The organism is Lutibacter sp. HS1-25, assembly GCF_004121075.1.
In the GTDB taxonomy this organism is placed as follows: domain Bacteria; phylum Bacteroidota; class Bacteroidia; order Flavobacteriales; family Flavobacteriaceae; genus Lutibacter.
The window spans coordinates 23,244-41,574 of record NZ_RHLN01000093.1 but is presented as its reverse complement, the minus strand read 5'-3'; the positions used below and the strand labels follow the sequence as shown (position 1 = coordinate 41,574).

The window sequence follows — 18,331 nt, the reverse complement described above, 5'->3', positions numbered from 1 at the left end:
GTTAGATGTCTTTCTTTTCTTACAGATTTTATCATATCTCCAAGAATTTCAATTTTTAAATCAAACTCATATTTGTCTCTTTCAATTGTTCCAACTTCTCCAAGATGTTTATCTTTAAGTTGGTCTAAACTCATCATTTTCATTTTTTTATTAGTTTCCATTTTCTAAAGTTTTTTTTGATTAAAATATTCCTCTCTCAATTTTTCAGCTTTCTCAATATCACCTTTTGGTATCTTACTAACTTTTTTAATAATTCCGTGAGTTGATATTACAAGTGTATCAGTTTTCTCTGTTTTGTCCCAAAAAGCAAAAAGTCTAATTTGAACTCCGTTAAATTTAGTTCTGAATTCCCAAATTTCATCTTTTAGTTTTTTAAAAAGTTTAGGATCATTTATCAATTTAGCTTTATCAATATTGTAGAAAATTTTTGTTCTCGTTTTATTGTCTAAATTTTCCACAAACTCAATAGCTTGTTCTAAAAATATAACATCAAATTTAGGTTTCATTCCTTTTCTTACTGTTTAGACAACAAATCTAATGAAAAGTTTCAATATATGGAAACTATTTTTGTTTTATGATTTTCAATCGTATTACAGGCAACTGTTAAATGGTAGCAGATACCAAAATTGTTAAAAATATTTTGGGTTAAAAAACATTCAATTTAAAACTGAGCAATAAAGATACAAAAAAACCACTCCGACCAAGGAGTGGTTTTTGCCGATTGTTGTTTTAGAAACAATCGAAAATTAACTAACCAAACTTTATTTTAAATGTTTTTTTCTCTTTACAGTTTCTCTTATTACTTTAGTTCGTTTTCTACCATCATTACTTACACTTTCTTTTTCTTTTCCTGGTTTTCGATATTGTATAAAACTTCTTCCGGTAAACTCGTAAGTTGTTCCAGATGCGTAGTGGTATAAACTTATTACTTGATCATTTATAACGCTCAATTCAAATTCTTCATTGCCATTAGGATCATAATTTAATGTTAAAATTTTTAGATCTTTATAACCTTCAACATTAAAAACTTTGTAATCGCCTATAAAATCCCAATATATTGCAGATAATGGCGTACCTGGATTGTCTTTAGAAGAATAAAATGTGGTGTTATTTTCAGGAGTAAAAGCCAAGAAATTTTCGTAATCAAATTCATTAAAATCACCTTCTTCACTTACAAAAGTTTTTTCCCAAGCCTGATATTCTTGTAAAAAGTATTCTATATTGTCGTAAAATATTTGATCAAAATCAAACGAATTTTTAAAATAGCCTTCTAAATAGTAAGTTACCCTGTTTTTATTATCTCTTAATTTAATGGTTGTTGATGATATTTCTAAAACATCAAAATCGTAATAACCATCTAAGTTGTGATTAATTTCTAAAAAACCTTTATAAGTATCGTAATAACCAATTTCAATACCATACCCATTGCCGGTATAGCCAATATCAACAATATTATTATTTGCGTACAAACGTCCGTTTAAAAATGAAAGCGTAAATGCTTTTGAAATAAATGGTACATCACCAATACCTTCGGTACGGTTATAATCTACATACCATAAATCATATTTTGTTATTATTTCTTCAAGTGAAGGGTAATAAGGTTCTTGTGAGTTGCTACAAGATGATATTGTTGCAGCAATTAAAATTGTTGCTAAAAGTAATTTTATTGCTTTCATAATTTTCGATTTAAGTTGTATTTATAAAATTCAATTATAGTGCCAAAACTACTTTTTGTTTATTTAAATTAGAATTTGAAATATTTAAACGTATTTAAAAATCTAATTGTTACTTGTTTCTTTAATATTTGAAATTTTATAATATTTTTTTTTATTTTTTATTGAAAAGCTTACAACGGCTTCATATGCATTTAATTGAAATGGTATTTTTTGTGAAATATCTGGTACAGAATTTCCATATTCTTTTTTAGAATCACCCTCTAATTTAAAGTTTTTTTGGGTATTTGGAAGTACAAATGTTGCAACGTATGTTAAAGGTGAGGTGCTTTTGTCTAATTTAAAATTGCTACTGTTATTTCTAAAATATACTGAATCTAAAACAACATCGGTCTTATTTATTTGAATACGTACAGTTATACCATTAACCCCAGGTTGACCACCATTCCACTTATTGTAGGTTGCATTTAAAATTTTAAATGGCGGATTATTTACTAAATTAAAGGTATCTGTTGTTTTAGAAGTTTTACAACTCAATAAAGCGAATGCTAAAAATAGAGATATTACAATACTTGTTAGTTTGTTCATTTTTAAGATTTATTAAAAGGCATACAAAGTGTATACCAAAGTACAAAAAAAAGAGTTTATCAATATTTGATAAACTCTTTTATATTTTTTTACAATCTATGTTTGTCTAATTATTCAAGGCTTTTGCTTTTTTTGAATATTTGACTCTAATTATTCAATGCCTCTGCATTTTTGAAAATTTGACTCTCTACGTTCGTCTAATTATTCAATGCTTTGCTTATTTGAAAATTTGACTCTCTACGTTCGTCTAATTATTCAACGCCTTGCTTATTTGAAAATTTGACTCTCTACGTTCGTCTAATTATTCAACGCCTCAGCGCCTCCAACAATTTCTAAGATTTCGTTGGTAATAGCAGCCTGACGGGCTTTGTTGTACGTTAACAATAAATCGTCACGTAAATCTTTAGCGTTGTCTGTTGCTTTGTGCATTGCAGTCATACGAGCTCCGTGTTCTGAAGCGTATGAATCTCTAATGGCTTTGTACAATTGAGTTTTTAACGATTTAGGAATTAATTGAACTACAATTTCTGCTTTTGAAGGCTCGTAAATATAATCAACATTTATGTTTGTTGCGTTTTCTACCAATTTAATTGGTAAATATTGCTCAACAGTTGTAATTTGAGTTGCAGCATTTTTGAATTGGTTATAGATCAATTCAATTTTATCATATTTTCCTTCAGCAAATAATTGCATTATTTTTTCGGCAATAACAGCAACATTGTCAAAGGTCAATTCATCATAAATAGTATTGTTTTTTTCAATAACGTTGCGTTTCTTAACTAAAATATCATGTCCTTTTTTACCAATAGTTAAAAGATCAACTTGTTTGCCTTTGTAATTATCTTCAATATGTTTGGTAGTTTCTTTAATTACAGATGAATTAAAACCACCACACAAACCTCTATTTGAGGTAATTACAACAATTAATACTTTTGAAACTTCTCTTTGTTCAGAAAAAACATTTTCCATATCAGCTTCTAAAGTTGCACTTAAACTTTCTAAAAGTTCTGTCAACTTATTGGCATACGGACGCATTTGTGTAATTGCATCTTGTGCTTTTTTCAACTTTGCAGCCGATACCATTTTCATGGCACTGGTAATTTGCATTGTTGAACCAATGGATGTAATTCTGTTACGTATTTCTTTTAAGTTTGCCATTTTCCTATCCTAAATCCTTTCCAAAAGGAAAGGAATGTTTTTTTATATTAATAAATCCTTTTCCCTCCCTTTTGGGGAGGTTAGGAGTGGATTATGCGTATTGTGCTGAAATTTCTTTAGCTGCACTTGTTAACACATCAATAACTTCGTCGGTTAATTTACCTGCTTTTAAAGCATCTAAAGTATCTCTGTGTTTAGCATTCAAGTATTGAATGTAGTCTGTCTCAAAAGCTTTTACTTTTTCAACAGGAACTGTTCTTAATAAGTTTTTAGAACCTGCATATATAATTGCAATTTGGTCTTCAACTTTAAAAGGATCTGCTTGTGATTGTTTTAAAATTTCAACGTTGCGTTTTCCTTTTTCAATTACGTTTAAAGTTGCAGCATCTAAATCTGAACCAAACTTAGCGAAAGCTTCAAGCTCACGGTATTGTGCTTGGTCTAATTTTAAAGTACCTGCTACTTTTTTCATTGATTTGATTTGTGCATTACCTCCAACACGCGATACTGAAATACCTACGTTAATAGCTGGACGCACACCTGAGTTGAATAAATCTCCATCTAAGAAAATTTGTCCGTCAGTAATAGAAATTACGTTTGTTGGAATATATGCAGAAACGTCACCCGCTTGAGTTTCAATAATTGGTAAAGCAGTTAAAGATCCACCACCTTTTATTTTTCCTACTAATGAATCTGGAACATCGTTCATTTGAGCAGCAATCGTGTCGTTGTTAATTACTTTTGCAGCACGTTCTAATAAACGAGAGTGTAAGTAAAATACGTCACCTGGATACGCCTCACGTCCTGGTGGACGACGTAACAATAATGAAATTTCACGGTAAGCAACTGCTTGTTTAGATAAATCATCATATACAATTAATGCAGGGCGACCTGTATCTCTAAAGTACTCTCCAATTGCAGCACCTCCCATTGGAGCATAAACTTGCATAGATGCAGGGTCAGATGCATTAGCAGCTACAATAGTAGTATAAGCCATTGCGCCTTTTTCTTCTAATAAGTTAGCAATACCTGCAACTGTTGAAGCTTTTTGACCTATAGCAACATAGATACAATATACTGGAACTCCAGCATCGTAAAATTCTTTTTGGTTGATAATGGTATCAATAGCAACTGTTGATTTACCCGTTTGACGGTCACCAATAATTAACTCACGTTGACCTCTACCAACAGGAATCATAGCATCAACTGCTTTTAATCCTGTTTGTAATGGCTCAGTTACTGGCTCACGAAAAATAACCCCTGGTGCTTTACGCTCTAAAGGCATTTCAAAAGTTTCACCTTGAATAGGACCTTTACCATCAATTGGTTGACCTAAAGTGTTTACTACACGTCCAACAATTCCTTCACCAACTTTTAATGAAGCAATTCTTTCGGTACGTTTAACAGTAGAACCTTCTTTAATGTTAGCTGAATGACCTAATAAAACAACACCTACATTGTCTTCTTCTAAGTTCAATACAATTCCTTCTAATCCATCTTCAAATTCAACTAGCTCACCGTATTGTGCGTTTGCTAAACCGTAAACACGTGCAATACCATCACCTACTTGTAGAACAGATCCTACTTCGTCTAATGAAGCAGCTCCGTCAAATCCTGCTAATTGTTGTTTTAAAATTGCTGAAACTTCAGCTGGTTTTATTGATGCCATTTTTTAAATTTTTTAAAACTTATTTTTGTTTTACAATTTGTGAAAATTATATTTCGTTTTCAAATTGTCTTTTTAATCCTTTTAATTTGTTTGCAATACTTGCATCATATTGAACGTCGCCAATACGCAATATAAATCCTCCAAGAATGTCTGGATTTACATTATTTTCAATAGTAGCTTCTTTACCTGTAATTTCTTTAACTTTTGCTAAAACTTCTTTGTTTAGTGCTTCGGTTAAAGGAACAGCAGTGGTAACTTTTGCTATTTCAATTCCTTTTAATTCGTCAAAAAGAAGGGTGTATTTTTTTGCAACCTCTTTTAAAATCGACAATCTTTTATTGTCAATTAGTAATTCTATCAACCCAGTTGAAACACTCGATATTTTAGAGGTAAAAATTTCTTTTAATGCTGATTTTTTAAGTTCCGATTTGATTACTGGACTGCTTAACAGCAGTTGTAAATCTGCATTTTCGTCAATTGTTTTTACAACAAGCAACATATCGTTATTCACTTCAACTTCTTTTTGTTGTTCAAGTGCAAAACTTAATACCGCTTTTGCATATCGTACTGCCGCTCTAGATCCGCTCATTTCAATTTTTTAACTAATTGTTACTTCTTTTAACAGATCTTGAACTAATTTTTCTTGCTTGTTTTTATCAGCTAACTCACCTTGAATAACTTTTTCAGCAATGCTAATAGATAGTTCAGCTACTTGATTTTTTAAATCTGATATAGCTGCATTTTTTTCTGCTAATATTGTTGCTTGTGCTTGTTCAATAACTTTGTTTGCTTGCGCTTGTGCTTCGTTTTTAGCATCAGCAATAATACCATCTTTCATTTCACGAGCTTCTTTTAAAAGTAAATCACGTTCTGCGCGTGCTTCTTTTAAAATACGAGCGTTGTCAGCATTTAAGTTTTGCATTTCTTTACGCGCATTTTCAGCTTCGTCTAACGCATCTTTAATACCTTCTTCACGTTCTCCAACCGATTTTAAAATTGGCCCCCAAGCAAACTTTTTTAATAAAAGCACTAAGCCAACAAATAAAATTAATTGCCAGAAAAATAATCCTAAAGAAAACTGTTCTATTAACTTGTCCATTCTGTATTTTTTATTTTTTTAATTAATAGTTTAAACAATAGCTACAACCAACCGTTGTAGCTATTTGTTTGTTTTGTTATGCAGCAAATAATGCAGCAAATCCAATACCTTCAATTAACGCTGCTGCAATAAGCATCGCTGTTTGAATTTTTCCTGAAGCTTCTGGTTGACGTGCAATAGCGTCCATTGCTGAACCACCAATTCTACCGATACCTAATCCAGCACCGATTACAATTAACCCTGCTCCTACGAAATTTAAACCTGTCATAATATATATATTAATTAATTAAACATTCAATTTTAGTGATGATCATCATGTTCTTCAACAGCCATACCAAAGTACAATGCTGATAACATAGTGAAAATATATGCTTGTAGTGCTGACACTAATAATTCAAGTAATGCCAATGCAAATGCCAATCCAAAAGACAATGGACTACCAATCCAACTTTTGAAAATAAACATCAATCCAATAATACTCATTAATACAATGTGTCCCGCTGTAATGTTTGCGTATAAACGAATCATTAATGAAAATGGCTTAATAATAGTACCTAACAATTCAATAGGTGCTAAAATTACTTTCATTGGACCAGGAACTCCCGGCATCCAAAAAATGTGTTTCCAGTAATTTTTGTTTGCTGTAAATGTGGTTAATAAATAAGTTATTAACGCCAATGCAAAAGTTACTGCAATGTTATTTGTTACGTTTACACCAAGTGGAGTTAAACCCAATAAGTTAATTATCCACACAAAGAAAAATACAGTTAACAAATAACTCATGTATTTTTTGTAGTGTTTTTTACCAATATTTGGAATGGCAATATCATCTCTAATATACATAATAATAGGCTCTAACATACGTCCAAAGCCTAATGGCATTAAATTGTTTTTTTGGTAAGATTTAGCCATACGGCTAAACATAAAAAACATTAATAATCCAACTAAGAAAATAACCGCTACGTTTTTAGTGATAGAAAAGTCTAACGGTTTTACGTTTGTTGGATGATGATGATCGTCTAAAGTTATAGTACCTTCAGCATCCGTTTTGTATATTTTATTGTGAAATACTGTGTAGTAGTTCCCATCAACTTCGGCTACCGTTTCACCGTGGTGAAATTTTGAAGAAGAAAAAACTTTCAAGCCACCATCAATTAAAATTACCGGCAATGGAAAACCTACATATTTGTGTTCGCCTTCGTCATTTGTATATGAATACAAACTAAAATCGTACGAGTCTAATAAGTGATGGTTGATGTATTCTTTAATTTCAACTTTAATATCTTTTTCTTCAGAATTGTGATGTTCTGCGGTTTCTTGTGCATTTACAGTATTTGTTATTACAAATAGTAAAAACACGAGTATTTTAATTAAGTTATTTTTTAACATAGAGCCTTTTTGATAGTAGTTTCTAAGAATATTTTGCAAATGTACATTTTTAAATTAGAATCCAAAAAATATTTTATTATGTTTTTAATTGCTAATAAATCATTAATTATTAAAGACTTATCCGTCTTTATTTAAAAGCTTTACAAGGTAATAAGTTTCAATGATTAACGCTGCGATATATGGTATTAAAAACGAAGTAGCCTCTAGTCTAACAAGCGTTCCATCTTGTTTTAAATAGGGATAGAAAAAGATGAAAAACACAGCAAATTTTAAAAAACTACCGCCCATAAATACAAAACCTAGCAAGTCTAAGTATTTGTTTTTTAAAAAAAATAGGGTTGTATAGATACCAATTACCAAAAATGTGTTGGTAATATAAGCTTCAATAATTAAATTATTAAATAACGGAACTTGTAATTTATTTAATATAAATAGGTGAATTCCAAAAACAACTAACATAGCTGCAATTAACTTTAGTGAAAAATTAATTACTTGGTTTATCATATTTATCGTTGATATTTTTTAATTGCGTTAATACACTCCACAAAGAAACTACCAATGCAAATAATGTTAGTATTAAAGTAAATGTTTTGTTTGTGTTGAAATGAATATCCAATTTTTTTCCAAAATAGGCGCCTAAATAAATAGTTATTCCCATTTGAAAGGCAACTCCTGTTAAAGCGATGTATTTATGAAGCTGGTTTTTCTTTTTTGGATTGTCCATTTTTTAACTCTTTTACGGCATTTTTCATAATACAAGTTGCATTAAACGCGGCGCCTGGTTCAATAGAAAGTTTTCCTATAGTCACCTCTCCCGAAATTGTTGCTGAAGACTTTAATGTCAATATGTTTTCAACTTGTAATTCTCCCGAAAAATTACCTTCAATATCTGCATCAGTACAATAAATTTTACCTATTGCAATGCCAGTTTTTCCTATTACTACGCGCCCTCCAGTTTTTATAGTACCTTCAACTTTACCATCTATTCTAAAATCACCTTCAGAAATTACATCACCTAAAATAGAGGTGTTAGTACCTATTACATTGCGTTCTAAAACTCGCTGTTTTTCTTTTTTTTCTGGAAACATTTGTATTTTGGGGTTTTATATTTTTGTATTAAGGGTTGCAAGTACTTCGTTGGCTTTTTTACCTTCTTCGGTGCTTGGGTAATTGGCAATAATAAAATTCAACGATTCTTTAAAAGCCAAAATGCCGTCTTTTTTACCAATAGCATACGCTTTTAATAACTCAAATTTTGGAACAATAGGTTTTCCTTCAAATTTGGCAATTGCAGCTGTAGATTTTTCAATTACACTTTCGTATTTTTCATCTTTAAATTCGTAATAAACTGCTGCGTATGCAGTTTCTGCTTCACTAATTGTTGTTTCGCTTGTAATTTCAGAAGGATGTAAAATTATTGTTGTATATCTAGAGTCTGGGTAATTTGTTGTAATGTCGTTTTTATAAACCAATGCTTTGCTATTGTTAGCCAATGCAGTGTACATTTTATATAATTGATATTTTGCTGGAAGCGAAAATTCTTCGGAAGGATTAAAAGTTAACAATTTTTCTAATCTGGAAATTGCCAATGTGGTTTCTTTAAATTTTGCTTCGTATGTAATGCCTAAATAGTAGTAAGCTTCATTTCTTTGGTGTGAAATACTGTCTATTTTAGTTTGGTTAGATGGAATTTTATCTAGGTAATATTTTAAATCGTATTTTTGGTTTGTATTGGTTTCAGTTTTGGTAATTACTGTTTGATTTGGGTTATTCATGTTTAAAGCAGCTTTTTCACTCAAACGCCAATTGTCTTCTAAAATTCTATTTCCCCAAATATTTTTAAATCCTTGTTGACCAAAACCAGCAACTTGTGTATTGTAAAAATACCATTTGCCACCAACAGAAGCATTGTTGTAATTTAAGCCCAAATTAGCAGCGCCTAAATTTATATTTTGCGCTTCTTCAAGTTCTTTTAATCGTTTTTCTTCAGCTTTTAATTGGTCTATGTGATTGTTAAAATAGGTAAGTCTTTCATCATTAGACATAGCAACAATATTTAAAATACTATCGTTTTTATGTGCAATGTCTTCATATAAAATTACTTCATCTAAATTGTTTCTTTTTCTTTTTAAGCTTCTAATACGCTTTGAGTTTTCGTCTTTTGAAATATTTAGTACACTGTCAAAATAAGCTCCAGCAGTTATAAATTCGGCTTTGTCAAAATGTAAATTTCCAACAGCTTCATAAGATAATTCTTTTTGTAAATTATTGGCATTGCTAGATTGTATACTTAATTTATAATATTCTAAGGCATCGGCTTCATTGTCATATGCTAGTGTAATATCTCCCAGCCTGTAATATAGTTCGTCTAAATAAGCACGGTTATAGCGGTCTTTAATCAAATGTTTTAACTCTTCTGTTCGGGCAATTGCTTCTTCTTTGTTTGAGACATTTTTAGCCAACTCAATATGTGCGTGAATTTTATATTTGTATGGCGCTTTTTTTAAATCAATAATTTTTTGAAAAGCAATATTAGACGAGTCAATTTTATTTTCGCCTCGGTATAATTGTCCTAAAATAAATAAGTTACGAGCGGTTTGCTCTTTGTTGTGATGCGTTAATACAGCTAAATTTAAGTGTTTAATTTCTTTTTCTATACTGTCTGTTTTAGAGTAAGCCATTGCCATTGCTGTGTTTGCGGCTTCTCTGTTTTTATCGGATAGTGATTCTTTTTTTAGTAAAAGTTTAAGTGTTTCTATAGCCATTTCTTCGTTTTGTAAACGAATGTTTGTTTTTGCTTGCCAAATACGTGTAATGTCTATTAAATTTGCTTCACGATAATTTATAATAATATAGTTAAAAGCTTCAATAGCAGGTACAAATCTTTTTGAATAGTAACGCGATTTTCCTAAAAGTAAATAGGCAGCATCAATTTCACTGTTTTTTTCTTGTGAGCCAATTAACATAGAATGTTTTTGAATGGCTTTTACAGCTTTTTCTTCAGCTCTTTCAAATTCTTGAGGAGATTTATCTACATCGCCACGCATTCCAGGCATTGCAAGTTCATCAACTTTTAAAGGTTCAATGGGTAAAACTTCCCAATAATTATCTTCGTAATTGGCATTTAAAGCATTTAAACCATCTTCCAAAGCCAACTGACCATTATAAAGTACATTGTATTCAGTAGAAATTGAATGATATTTTCTACTAATAAATGAATCCTTTTTTGTTGAACAAGCAACAAGCAGTAAGGTAAATGCTGTACAGGCTGTTATTTTAACTATGTTTTTCAATAGGTCTAATTTTACTTTTCTTTTAACTAATAACCATTGTAATTATTGTAAAAGGTTGGTAAAAATACAAAAAACAAAGTACTTTTATAAGTTATCATAAAAAATAGGTTTTAAAGCGCTTATGATTTTTTTTGAAGTTGTTAATATTTAAACTTTAACCTTTGGGCTTAGATTATTTTAACAACAACAAATTACAACCTCTTATGTCTGAATTGTCAAAACGACCCAAGACTTCAAAAGTGCCGTTTTTGTAAGTTTTTCCAAGATCTTGTGTTGCAATAAACGAGCAGGAATTGATGTTTGCCAAGTCAATTACATTGATGCCGCCCGATGTTCCTTCGGGTAAAATAGTCAAAGCATCTTCAGTATCACGCGTTAAAATTTTCATCCAAGGTGGGCATTCAAACAAACCATTTCCTTTAGAATATCCTTGACTTAATAATTCTGTCATACCATATTCCGAATGTATTTTTTCAACGCCAAAACCTTCACCTAAAATTTCATGTAATTCTTCTCTAATTAATTCTTTTCGGCGCCCTTTCATACCGCCTGTTTCCATAATTATGGTGTTTTTTAGCTTAAATTTATAGCTTTCAACCAAATCTAATAAGGCAAACGAAACTCCAATAAGCAGTATTTTTTCGCCTTTTTGGTCTAAATCAACCAAAGTTTTAGCCAATTCATCTAAATTATTTAAATAAAATCCACTGGCTGGTTTTTTAGATTTTTCAATTAAATCATTTACCATATAAATTAACGACGAGCCATTGCGTTCTAAATAAGCTGGTAATAAAGCTAAAATGGTATATTTTTCAATATTTCCATAAAAATAATCAAAGCCTTTTCTAAAACTTTCTTCATAAATAGCAAGGTCTGTAACAAAATGTTTACTCTGTTGCATTCCTGTTGTTCCGCTACTTAAAAATATTTCCTGAACAGGATTTTTTGAAGCAACTATTTGATGTGATTTAAAAAACTGAATGGGTAAAAAAGGAATTTCATAAATCGTATTCACGCCAAAAACATCACATTTTAAATAACTTAAAAATGTTTTATATACTTCGTTATTTGCTGCCTGAAATCTAAATATTTCTAACGCACTTTTTTCAAAGTCGTTATAAGTATGATTGTTAAACAATTGAATTCTTTTCATAAAAATTGGGAAACTTAGCAAAAGTAATGTAAATTTACGCAACCTATTATTCTTTTAGGCATCTTATTAACAATTAAAACGCAATAATTTGAGTTTAAAAAAGCTCATAAAAAAATGTGCGAATAACGATCGAAAGGCACAAGAAGAAATTTACCAACTTTTTGCTGGTAAGTTGTTTTCAGTATGTCTTAAATATTCTAAAAATAAACAAGAGGCTCAAGACAATTTTCAAGATGGATTTGTAACTATTTTTGAAAAAATTGGGCAGTTTAAATTTAATGGATCGTTTGAAGGCTGGATGAAACGCGTTATGATTAACACTGTTTTGCTAAAATATAGAAACAAAACCGTGTTAAATATTGTTACGGAAGAGATTCCTGATGAAGTGATTGTTGACATTGATGACGAAGAAATTTCATTGGATTTTTTATTAAATCTAATTCAGAGTTTGCCAGACAGGTACCGAATGGTTTTTAACCTTTATGTATTAGACGGCTACTCTCACAAAGAAATTTCTAAAATGATGCAAATTGCAGAGGGCACCTCTAAATCTAATTTAGCCCGAGCAAGATTTATTTTAAAGCAAAAAATTGAAGCCCATCAGCAAGGACAACAATCTATTTAAGAAAAATAGGCTAAAGTGAGAGAATTAAAAAATATAGATAGAGTATTTCAAGAGAATTTAAAGGATTACGAAGTTTTTCCACTTAAAAATTCGTGGGCTGAAATTGATAAAAAACTTTCTGGTAATTCAAAAAACAATCGTTTTTCGTTTTGGGCTAAAATATCAAGTGTTGCAGCCTTGTTGGTATTGTTTTTTAGTATAGGTACTATTTATTTAATTCCACAAAACAACCTTTCTAAAAATTTTCATCCTAAAAAAAATACCAGTTTAAATACCGGTGAAAATAAAAATTTGTCTGCTAAAAAAACGGATGCCAATCAAACAACTACAAATTTAGTAGCCAAGAAAAAAACGCAAATAATTAAATTAAATTCAGAAAAAAAAACGCCTGACTTAACCGTAAAGGAAGAAAATTCTCCTGAAAATAAAGATAAATTAACAGCCACAAACCATAAGTTTAATGAATTTTTAATGGTCGAATCGGGCAATGTTCCATTTACAGGTTTTGAAAAAAATACGGTTGAAAAACCAGTTATTGCCAACAGTAAATTTACCATAGCCACTATTTTTGCACCTATTTATTTCAATTCTTTTGGTAATGGTTCTGGTGCCGACGCTCAATTTAACAACAACCAAACATCTGGAGGTACTTCCTATTCTTATGGGGTTAAATTAATTTATGAATTAAGCAGTAAATTTTCAGTGCAATCGGGTGTAAACATGATTAATTTAGGCCATAAAACAAACGATGTTTATTTAACGCCAGGCGTTTCTATTGTTAGTTTGTCTAATATTTCTAGCATTCCAATTTTGGCTAAAAATGAAGCTAATTTACCAAAACAAGGAAACAATTTTATCAATGAAAGCGAAGGAAGGTTAAACCAAGATTTTGGTTATATAGAAATACCTGTTGAAATTAAATACAATGTTACCGAAGGTAAAGTTGGCGTAAATTTGGTTGGTGGTTTTAGTACCTTGGTTTTAAATAGAGACGAAGTTTTTATTGAAACAAATTCTTTTACGCAAAGCCTCGGAAATTCCAATAATTTAAGACCGTTAAACTTTAGTGGTAACATAGGTTTAGACGTAGATTACTCCTTGTACCGCAATTTATTTATCAATATTTCTCCCATGTTAAAAGTGCAAACAAGTACTTTTTCTAAAAACTCAGGAAACATACAGTCTTATTACTTAGGTGTTTACACAGGTATTAATTATAAGTTTTAGTAAATTATTTCAACTTACAACTTACAACTTACAACTTTTGACTTTATACGGGCGTTCCCCTGCGGGTCAGGCTTTCCGCTATATCTTTTTTGCAATTCCACTATCGTTACATTGTAAAAAAGGATGCCGCTGCAATCCTTAACGCATTTCAATTGTTCAATTTTAACCGTTAGGGCGATTTTAATATTTTGAATCTTTCAATTAAAATATCAGCCACCATTACACCATTTAAACTTTAAACTTTTCAACTATTTTAATTGATAATTCGTAGCTTTGAGTACTTTCAAAAAACAACCGCCTTATGTTATCAACAAACATCAATAAAACATTAGAAAAATTAGAGGTTAAAACAATCAATTTCGGAACGTCAACAGGAGTAAATTCTTTTGGAAACGGCACAAATATCGACTCCTATTCGCCTGTAGATGGAAAATTAATAGGCACAGTAGTTTCAACTTCAAAAGAAGATTATAAAAAAGTAATTGAAGCTGCTCAAAATGCTTTTAAAATTTGGCGTTTGGTACCTGCGCCTCAACGTGGTGAAATTGTTCGTTTGTTTGGAAATAAATTGCGTGAGTTAAAACAACCTTTGGGCGAATTGGTTTCTTACGAAATGGGGAAATCACTGCAAGAAGGTTTGGGCGAAGTGCAAGAAATGATAGATATCTGCGATTTTGCAGTTGGCTTATCGCGTCAGTTACACGGTTTAACTATGCACTCTGAACGTCCCGGACATAGAATGTACGAACAATACCATCCACTTGGCATTGTTGGCATTATTTCAGCATTTAATTTTCCTGTAGCTGTTTGGAGTTGGAATACCGCACTTGCTTGGATTAGCGGCGATGTTTGTATTTGGAAAGCTTCAGAAAAAGCACCTTTGTGTAGCATTGCTTGTCAACAAATTATTGCTAAAATTTTAAAAGAAAACAACCTACCAGAAGGAATTTCATGCATTATAAATGGCGATTATAAAGTGGGTGAATTGATGACGGCTGACAAACGTATTTCGTTAATTTCAGCAACAGGATCTATTAAAATGGGTAAAATTGTCGCAAAAACAGTGGCTGAACGTTTGGGAAAATCACTTTTAGAATTGGGTGGAAACAATGCCATAATTATTACACCAGATGCCGATATTAAAATTAGCATTATTGGGGCTGTTTTTGGAGCGGTTGGTACTGCTGGTCAGCGTTGTACTTCAACCAGAAGATTGATTGTTCATGAGTCTAAATACGATTTGGTAAAAAATACATTGATAGATGCTTACAAACAATTGCGCATTGGAAATCCGTTAGATGAAAACAATCATATGGGACCATTAATTGACAAAGGTGCTGTAAAAATGTACCAAAATGCTTTGCAAAAAGTGGTTGAACAAGGAGGAAATCTAATTGTTGAAGGTGGTGTTTTAAGTGGTAAAGGTTATGAAAGTGGTTGTTATGTAAAGCCAGCCATTGCTGAGGCTGAAAATCATTTCGAAATTGTTCAAAATGAAACTTTTGCGCCTATTTTATATTTGCTAAAATATACTGGCGGACTAGAAAATGCCATTGAAATGCAAAATGGTGTTGTACAAGGACTTTCATCGGCCATAATGACAAATAATTTACGTGAAGCCGAATTGTTTTTATCGCAGGCAGGTTCAGACTGTGGAATTGCAAATGTAAATATTGGAACGTCAGGTGCCGAAATTGGTGGTGCTTTTGGAGGTGAAAAAGAAACTGGAGGCGGTAGAGAATCTGGTTCTGATGCCTGGAAAATTTATATGCGCAGACAAACAAATACAATCAATTATACAACCAAACTACCGCTAGCGCAAGGCATTAAGTTTGATTTGTAATTTTTTATTTAAGTGTATAGTTGCTAGGTTGTTGAAAGACCTAACGTGTAAATTTACACTAACACAAAATAAAATTAAAAAATTTTGAAATCGCTTTCGTAAAAAACTAGAAGAGTTCTGTTAAATTAAATTATATTTGTACATCTAATTAATTATCAAGATGAAAACAATACAAGACATAGATTTTAAAGGTAAAAAAGCAATAATTCGTGTAGATTTTAATGTTCCTTTAGACGAAAATTTTAAAGTAACAGATACTACAAGAATTGAAGCTGCAAAACCAACAATTATCAAAATTTTAGAAGATGGTGGTGCGGTTATTTTAATGTCTCACTTGGGAAGACCAAAAGGCGTTGAAGAAAAATATTCATTAAAACATATTGTTGAAACAGTTTCTGAAATAATTGGAGTAAGTGTGAAATTTGCTACTGATTGTGTTGGAGAAGTTGCAGAAGCAGCAGTTGCAGATTTAAAAATGGGCGAAGTTTTATTATTAGAAAACTTACGTTTTTATGCTGAAGAAGAAAAAGGTGATGTGGCTTTTGCTCAAAAATTAGCAAAATTAGGTGATGTATACGTAAATGATGCATTTGGTACTGCACACCGCGCACATGCTTCAACAACAATAGTTGCACAATTTTTTCCAGAAGCTAAATGTTTTGGAGCTTTATTGGCACAAGAAATTATCAGTCTTAAAAAAATATTAGAAGAAGGTGAAAAACCTGTTTTAGCTGTTTTAGGAGGTTCAAAAGTATCTTCAAAAATTACTATTATTGAAAATATTTTAGACAAAGTAGACCATTTAATTATTGGTGGTGGTATGAGTTTTACTTTTGTTAAAGCATTAGGTGGAAAAATAGGAAATTCTATTTGTGAAGATGACAAACAAGAATTGGCTTTGGATATTTTAAAACAAGCTAAAGCTAAAGGAGTTACAGTTCATATTCCTGTTGATGTTGTTGCAGCCGATGCTTTTAGCAACGATGCAAATACACAAATTTGCGATATCAATAGTATTCCTGATGGTTGGCAAGGTCTTGATGCAGGTCCAAAATCAGTTGAATTGTTTGATAAAGTTGTTAACCAATGTAAAACAATTTTATGGAATGGTCCATTGGGTGTTTTTGAAATGGAAAGCTTTGCAAATGGTACAATTGAATTAGGAAACTCAATCGCAAAAGCTACTAAAAACGGAACTTTCTCACTAGTAGGTGGTGGAGATTCTGTAGCTGCAGTAAAACAATTTGGTTTTGAAGACAAAGTAAGTTATGTATCTACAGGTGGTGGAGCAATGCTAGAAAGTCTTGAAGGTAAAGTTTTACCAGGAATTGAAGCTATCTTAAAATAAGCTTTACCCTAAAAAAGAACGTCATGCTGAACTTGTTTCAGCATCTCATCATAATATAAAAACCATTTTCTATGCATTTAGAAAATGGTTTTTTTTTCAAAAATACAAAGGGTTTAATCAATTCAATTTCTTATTTTAGTTTTCAGGTTTTTAAATTTCACAATCCTATTCCAAAAACCAACAACTAATTATTATGAAATACAGCAACATTCCAAATACCAATATCAACGTTAGTAAAATTTGTTTAGGCACCATGACTTTTGGTCAACAAAATACCGAACAAGAAGCGCATGAACAATTAAACTATGCTGTTGAACAAGGTGTTAATTTTATTGACACTGCTGAAATGTACTCGGTGCCACCAAGTAAAGAAACCCAGGGAAATTCAGAAAAATGTATTGGTTCTTGGTTAAAACATCAAAAAAGAGAAAACCTAGTTGTAGCGTCAAAAGTAACTGGGCCTAGCGATTTTTTTAGTTATGTACGTGATAATTTAGGCTTTTCAAAACCTGCAATTTTAGAGGCTTTAGATAAAAGTTTACAACGTTTACAAACCGATTATATTGATGTGTATCAACTGCATTGGCCAGAACGAATTACCAATACTTTTGGAAAACTTAATTATGTTCACAATTCTAATGATGCTTGGGTAGATAATTTTAAAGAAGTTATTGAAACTCTAGACGCATTGGTAAAAGAAGGTAAAATTAGACATTATGGTGTTTCAAACGAGACCTCTTGGGGTTTAATGCGACATTTAACCGAAAGTAAATACAATAATTTAACACGCTGTAAAACCATTCAAAATCCATATTCGTTATTAAATCGTTTGTTCGAAATTAATTTATCTGAAGTTTGTATGCGAGAAAATGTTGGTTTAATGGCTTATTCTCCTTTGGCATTTGGGGTGCTTACAGGAAAGTATTTAAAAGGTAAAATGCCAAAAGAATCGAGGTTAAAATTGTTTCCTCAATACAATCGTTATAACAACCAACAGTCATATTTTTTAACTCAAAAATATTTAGAGTTAGCGCAAGAATTAAATATTTCTTTAACGCAGCTTTCATTGGCATTTGTAAATCAACAACCTTTTTTAACGGGTAATGTAATAGGTGCTACTAAAATGGAACAATTAAAAGAAAACATTGGTAGTATAAACGTAATTCTTTCTAAAGAAACATTGATTAAGATTGATGAGATTCAAAAGCTTCAGCCAAATCCAGCGCCTTAATAGTTTGATATGTAGTGTTTTATATAACTTCAAAA

The 18,331-nt window shown here is 31.2% G+C and carries 19 protein-coding genes; 5 read left to right on the top strand and 14 right to left on the bottom strand.

Going from position 1 to position 18,331, the window contains the following annotated elements; all coding sequences use genetic code 11:
* Positions 1–164: 164 nt before the first annotated feature.
* The 14 genes from EC396_RS12570 to EC396_RS12505 form a co-directional block, all read right to left on the bottom strand.
* On the bottom strand, positions 165–506 hold the full coding sequence (locus EC396_RS12570) for a type II toxin-antitoxin system RelE/ParE family toxin (RefSeq protein ID WP_129366988.1): 342 nt from the start codon (positions 504–506) through the stop codon (positions 165–167).
* Between the two features lie 255 nt (positions 507–761).
* Positions 762–1,676 carry a hypothetical protein gene (locus EC396_RS12565; protein WP_129366987.1) on the bottom strand — a complete coding sequence of 305 codons (915 nt, stop codon included), beginning with the start codon at positions 1,674–1,676 and terminating at the stop codon, positions 762–764.
* Positions 1,677–1,778: 102 nt separating this feature from the next.
* Positions 1,779–2,261 (bottom strand): hypothetical protein, encoded by a 483-nt coding sequence (locus EC396_RS12560; protein WP_129366986.1) that lies wholly within the window; start codon positions 2,259–2,261, stop codon positions 1,779–1,781.
* A gap of 297 nt (positions 2,262–2,558) precedes the next feature.
* On the bottom strand, positions 2,559–3,419 hold the full coding sequence (gene atpG / locus EC396_RS12555; RefSeq protein WP_129366985.1) for an ATP synthase F1 subunit gamma: 861 nt from the start codon (positions 3,417–3,419) through the stop codon (positions 2,559–2,561).
* A gap of 91 nt (positions 3,420–3,510) precedes the next feature.
* Positions 3,511–5,088, bottom strand: coding sequence for a F0F1 ATP synthase subunit alpha (atpA, locus tag EC396_RS12550; protein WP_129366984.1), 1,578 nt, complete (start codon positions 5,086–5,088; stop codon positions 3,511–3,513).
* A gap of 46 nt (positions 5,089–5,134) precedes the next feature.
* Complete coding sequence (atpH, locus tag EC396_RS12545; protein ID WP_129366983.1) at positions 5,135–5,677, bottom strand: ATP synthase F1 subunit delta; 543 nt, start codon at positions 5,675–5,677, stop codon at positions 5,135–5,137.
* 9 nt (positions 5,678–5,686) lie between these two features.
* Positions 5,687–6,187, bottom strand: coding sequence for a F0F1 ATP synthase subunit B (locus EC396_RS12540; protein ID WP_129366982.1), 501 nt, complete (start codon positions 6,185–6,187; stop codon positions 5,687–5,689).
* 76 nt (positions 6,188–6,263) lie between these two features.
* Positions 6,264–6,455, bottom strand: coding sequence for an ATP synthase F0 subunit C (gene atpE / locus EC396_RS12535; RefSeq protein ID WP_089380496.1), 192 nt, complete (start codon positions 6,453–6,455; stop codon positions 6,264–6,266).
* A 32-nt stretch (positions 6,456–6,487) separates the two neighbouring features.
* Positions 6,488–7,576, bottom strand: a complete 1,089-nt coding sequence (atpB, locus tag EC396_RS12530) for a F0F1 ATP synthase subunit A (protein ID WP_129366990.1) — start codon at positions 7,574–7,576, stop codon at positions 6,488–6,490.
* 117 nt (positions 7,577–7,693) lie between these two features.
* A complete protein-coding gene (locus EC396_RS12525; protein WP_129366981.1) occupies positions 7,694–8,080 on the bottom strand; it encodes a DUF6168 family protein in 387 nt (128 codons plus the stop codon).
* Entirely contained in the window at positions 8,061–8,300 is a 240-nt protein-coding gene (locus EC396_RS12520) for an AtpZ/AtpI family protein (RefSeq protein ID WP_129366980.1), read from the bottom strand. Before EC396_RS12520 ends, EC396_RS12525 begins: the two co-directional genes overlap by 20 nt.
* Complete coding sequence (locus EC396_RS12515; RefSeq protein WP_129366979.1) at positions 8,266–8,664, bottom strand: polymer-forming cytoskeletal protein; 399 nt, start codon at positions 8,662–8,664, stop codon at positions 8,266–8,268. The genes EC396_RS12520 and EC396_RS12515 overlap by 35 nt, the downstream gene beginning before the upstream one ends.
* A 15-nt stretch (positions 8,665–8,679) precedes the next feature.
* Positions 8,680–10,869 carry a tol-pal system YbgF family protein gene (locus EC396_RS12510; protein ID WP_129366978.1) on the bottom strand — a complete coding sequence of 730 codons (2,190 nt, stop codon included), beginning with the start codon at positions 10,867–10,869 and terminating at the stop codon, positions 8,680–8,682.
* A gap of 172 nt (positions 10,870–11,041) precedes the next feature.
* Positions 11,042–12,022, bottom strand: coding sequence for an acyl transferase (locus EC396_RS12505; protein WP_129366977.1), 981 nt, complete (start codon positions 12,020–12,022; stop codon positions 11,042–11,044).
* Between the two features lie 88 nt (positions 12,023–12,110).
* On the opposite strand from EC396_RS12505, the gene EC396_RS12500 reads away from it, so the two are divergent.
* The 5 genes from EC396_RS12500 (at position 12,111) to EC396_RS12480 (ending at position 18,296) form a co-directional block, all read left to right on the top strand.
* Positions 12,111–12,647 carry an RNA polymerase sigma factor gene (locus EC396_RS12500; protein WP_129366976.1) on the top strand — a complete coding sequence of 179 codons (537 nt, stop codon included), beginning with the start codon at positions 12,111–12,113 and terminating at the stop codon, positions 12,645–12,647.
* Positions 12,648–12,662: 15 nt separating this feature from the next.
* Positions 12,663–13,874, top strand: coding sequence for an outer membrane beta-barrel protein (locus EC396_RS12495; RefSeq protein WP_129366975.1), 1,212 nt, complete (start codon positions 12,663–12,665; stop codon positions 13,872–13,874).
* A 301-nt stretch (positions 13,875–14,175) separates the two neighbouring features.
* The gene (locus EC396_RS12490; protein ID WP_129366974.1) at positions 14,176–15,717 is read left to right on the top strand and encodes an aldehyde dehydrogenase family protein; all 1,542 of its coding nucleotides are present in this window, start codon (positions 14,176–14,178) and stop codon (positions 15,715–15,717) included.
* A gap of 160 nt (positions 15,718–15,877) precedes the next feature.
* Positions 15,878–17,065 (top strand): phosphoglycerate kinase, encoded by a 1,188-nt coding sequence (gene pgk / locus EC396_RS12485; protein WP_129366973.1) that lies wholly within the window; start codon positions 15,878–15,880, stop codon positions 17,063–17,065.
* Between the two features lie 193 nt (positions 17,066–17,258).
* On the top strand, positions 17,259–18,296 hold the full coding sequence (locus tag EC396_RS12480; RefSeq protein WP_129366972.1) for an aldo/keto reductase: 1,038 nt from the start codon (positions 17,259–17,261) through the stop codon (positions 18,294–18,296).
* The last annotated feature ends 35 nt before the right edge of the window (positions 18,297–18,331 follow it).

Coding starts and splice junctions, on each gene's coding strand:
- EC396_RS12515 (WP_129366979.1), bottom strand. CDS start 8,664: ATGTTTCCAGAAAAAAAAGAAAAACAGCGAGTTTTAGAACGCAATGTA.
- atpB (WP_129366990.1), bottom strand. CDS start 7,576: ATGTTAAAAAATAACTTAATTAAAATACTCGTGTTTTTACTATTTGTA.
- EC396_RS12480 (WP_129366972.1), top strand. CDS start 17,259: ATGAAATACAGCAACATTCCAAATACCAATATCAACGTTAGTAAAATT.
- atpE (WP_089380496.1), bottom strand. CDS start 6,455: ATGACAGGTTTAAATTTCGTAGGAGCAGGGTTAATTGTAATCGGTGCT.
- EC396_RS12490 (WP_129366974.1), top strand. CDS start 14,176: ATGTTATCAACAAACATCAATAAAACATTAGAAAAATTAGAGGTTAAA.
- EC396_RS12525 (WP_129366981.1), bottom strand. CDS start 8,080: ATGATAAACCAAGTAATTAATTTTTCACTAAAGTTAATTGCAGCTATG.
- EC396_RS12520 (WP_129366980.1), bottom strand. CDS start 8,300: ATGGACAATCCAAAAAAGAAAAACCAGCTTCATAAATACATCGCTTTA.
- EC396_RS12570 (WP_129366988.1), bottom strand. CDS start 506: ATGAAACCTAAATTTGATGTTATATTTTTAGAACAAGCTATTGAGTTT.
- EC396_RS12505 (WP_129366977.1), bottom strand. CDS start 12,022: ATGAAAAGAATTCAATTGTTTAACAATCATACTTATAACGACTTTGAA.
- EC396_RS12565 (WP_129366987.1), bottom strand. CDS start 1,676: ATGAAAGCAATAAAATTACTTTTAGCAACAATTTTAATTGCTGCAACA.
- atpA (WP_129366984.1), bottom strand. CDS start 5,088: ATGGCATCAATAAAACCAGCTGAAGTTTCAGCAATTTTAAAACAACAA.
- atpH (WP_129366983.1), bottom strand. CDS start 5,677: ATGAGCGGATCTAGAGCGGCAGTACGATATGCAAAAGCGGTATTAAGT.
- atpG (WP_129366985.1), bottom strand. CDS start 3,419: ATGGCAAACTTAAAAGAAATACGTAACAGAATTACATCCATTGGTTCA.
- EC396_RS12560 (WP_129366986.1), bottom strand. CDS start 2,261: ATGAACAAACTAACAAGTATTGTAATATCTCTATTTTTAGCATTCGCT.
- pgk (WP_129366973.1), top strand. CDS start 15,878: ATGAAAACAATACAAGACATAGATTTTAAAGGTAAAAAAGCAATAATT.
- EC396_RS12540 (WP_129366982.1), bottom strand. CDS start 6,187: ATGGACAAGTTAATAGAACAGTTTTCTTTAGGATTATTTTTCTGGCAA.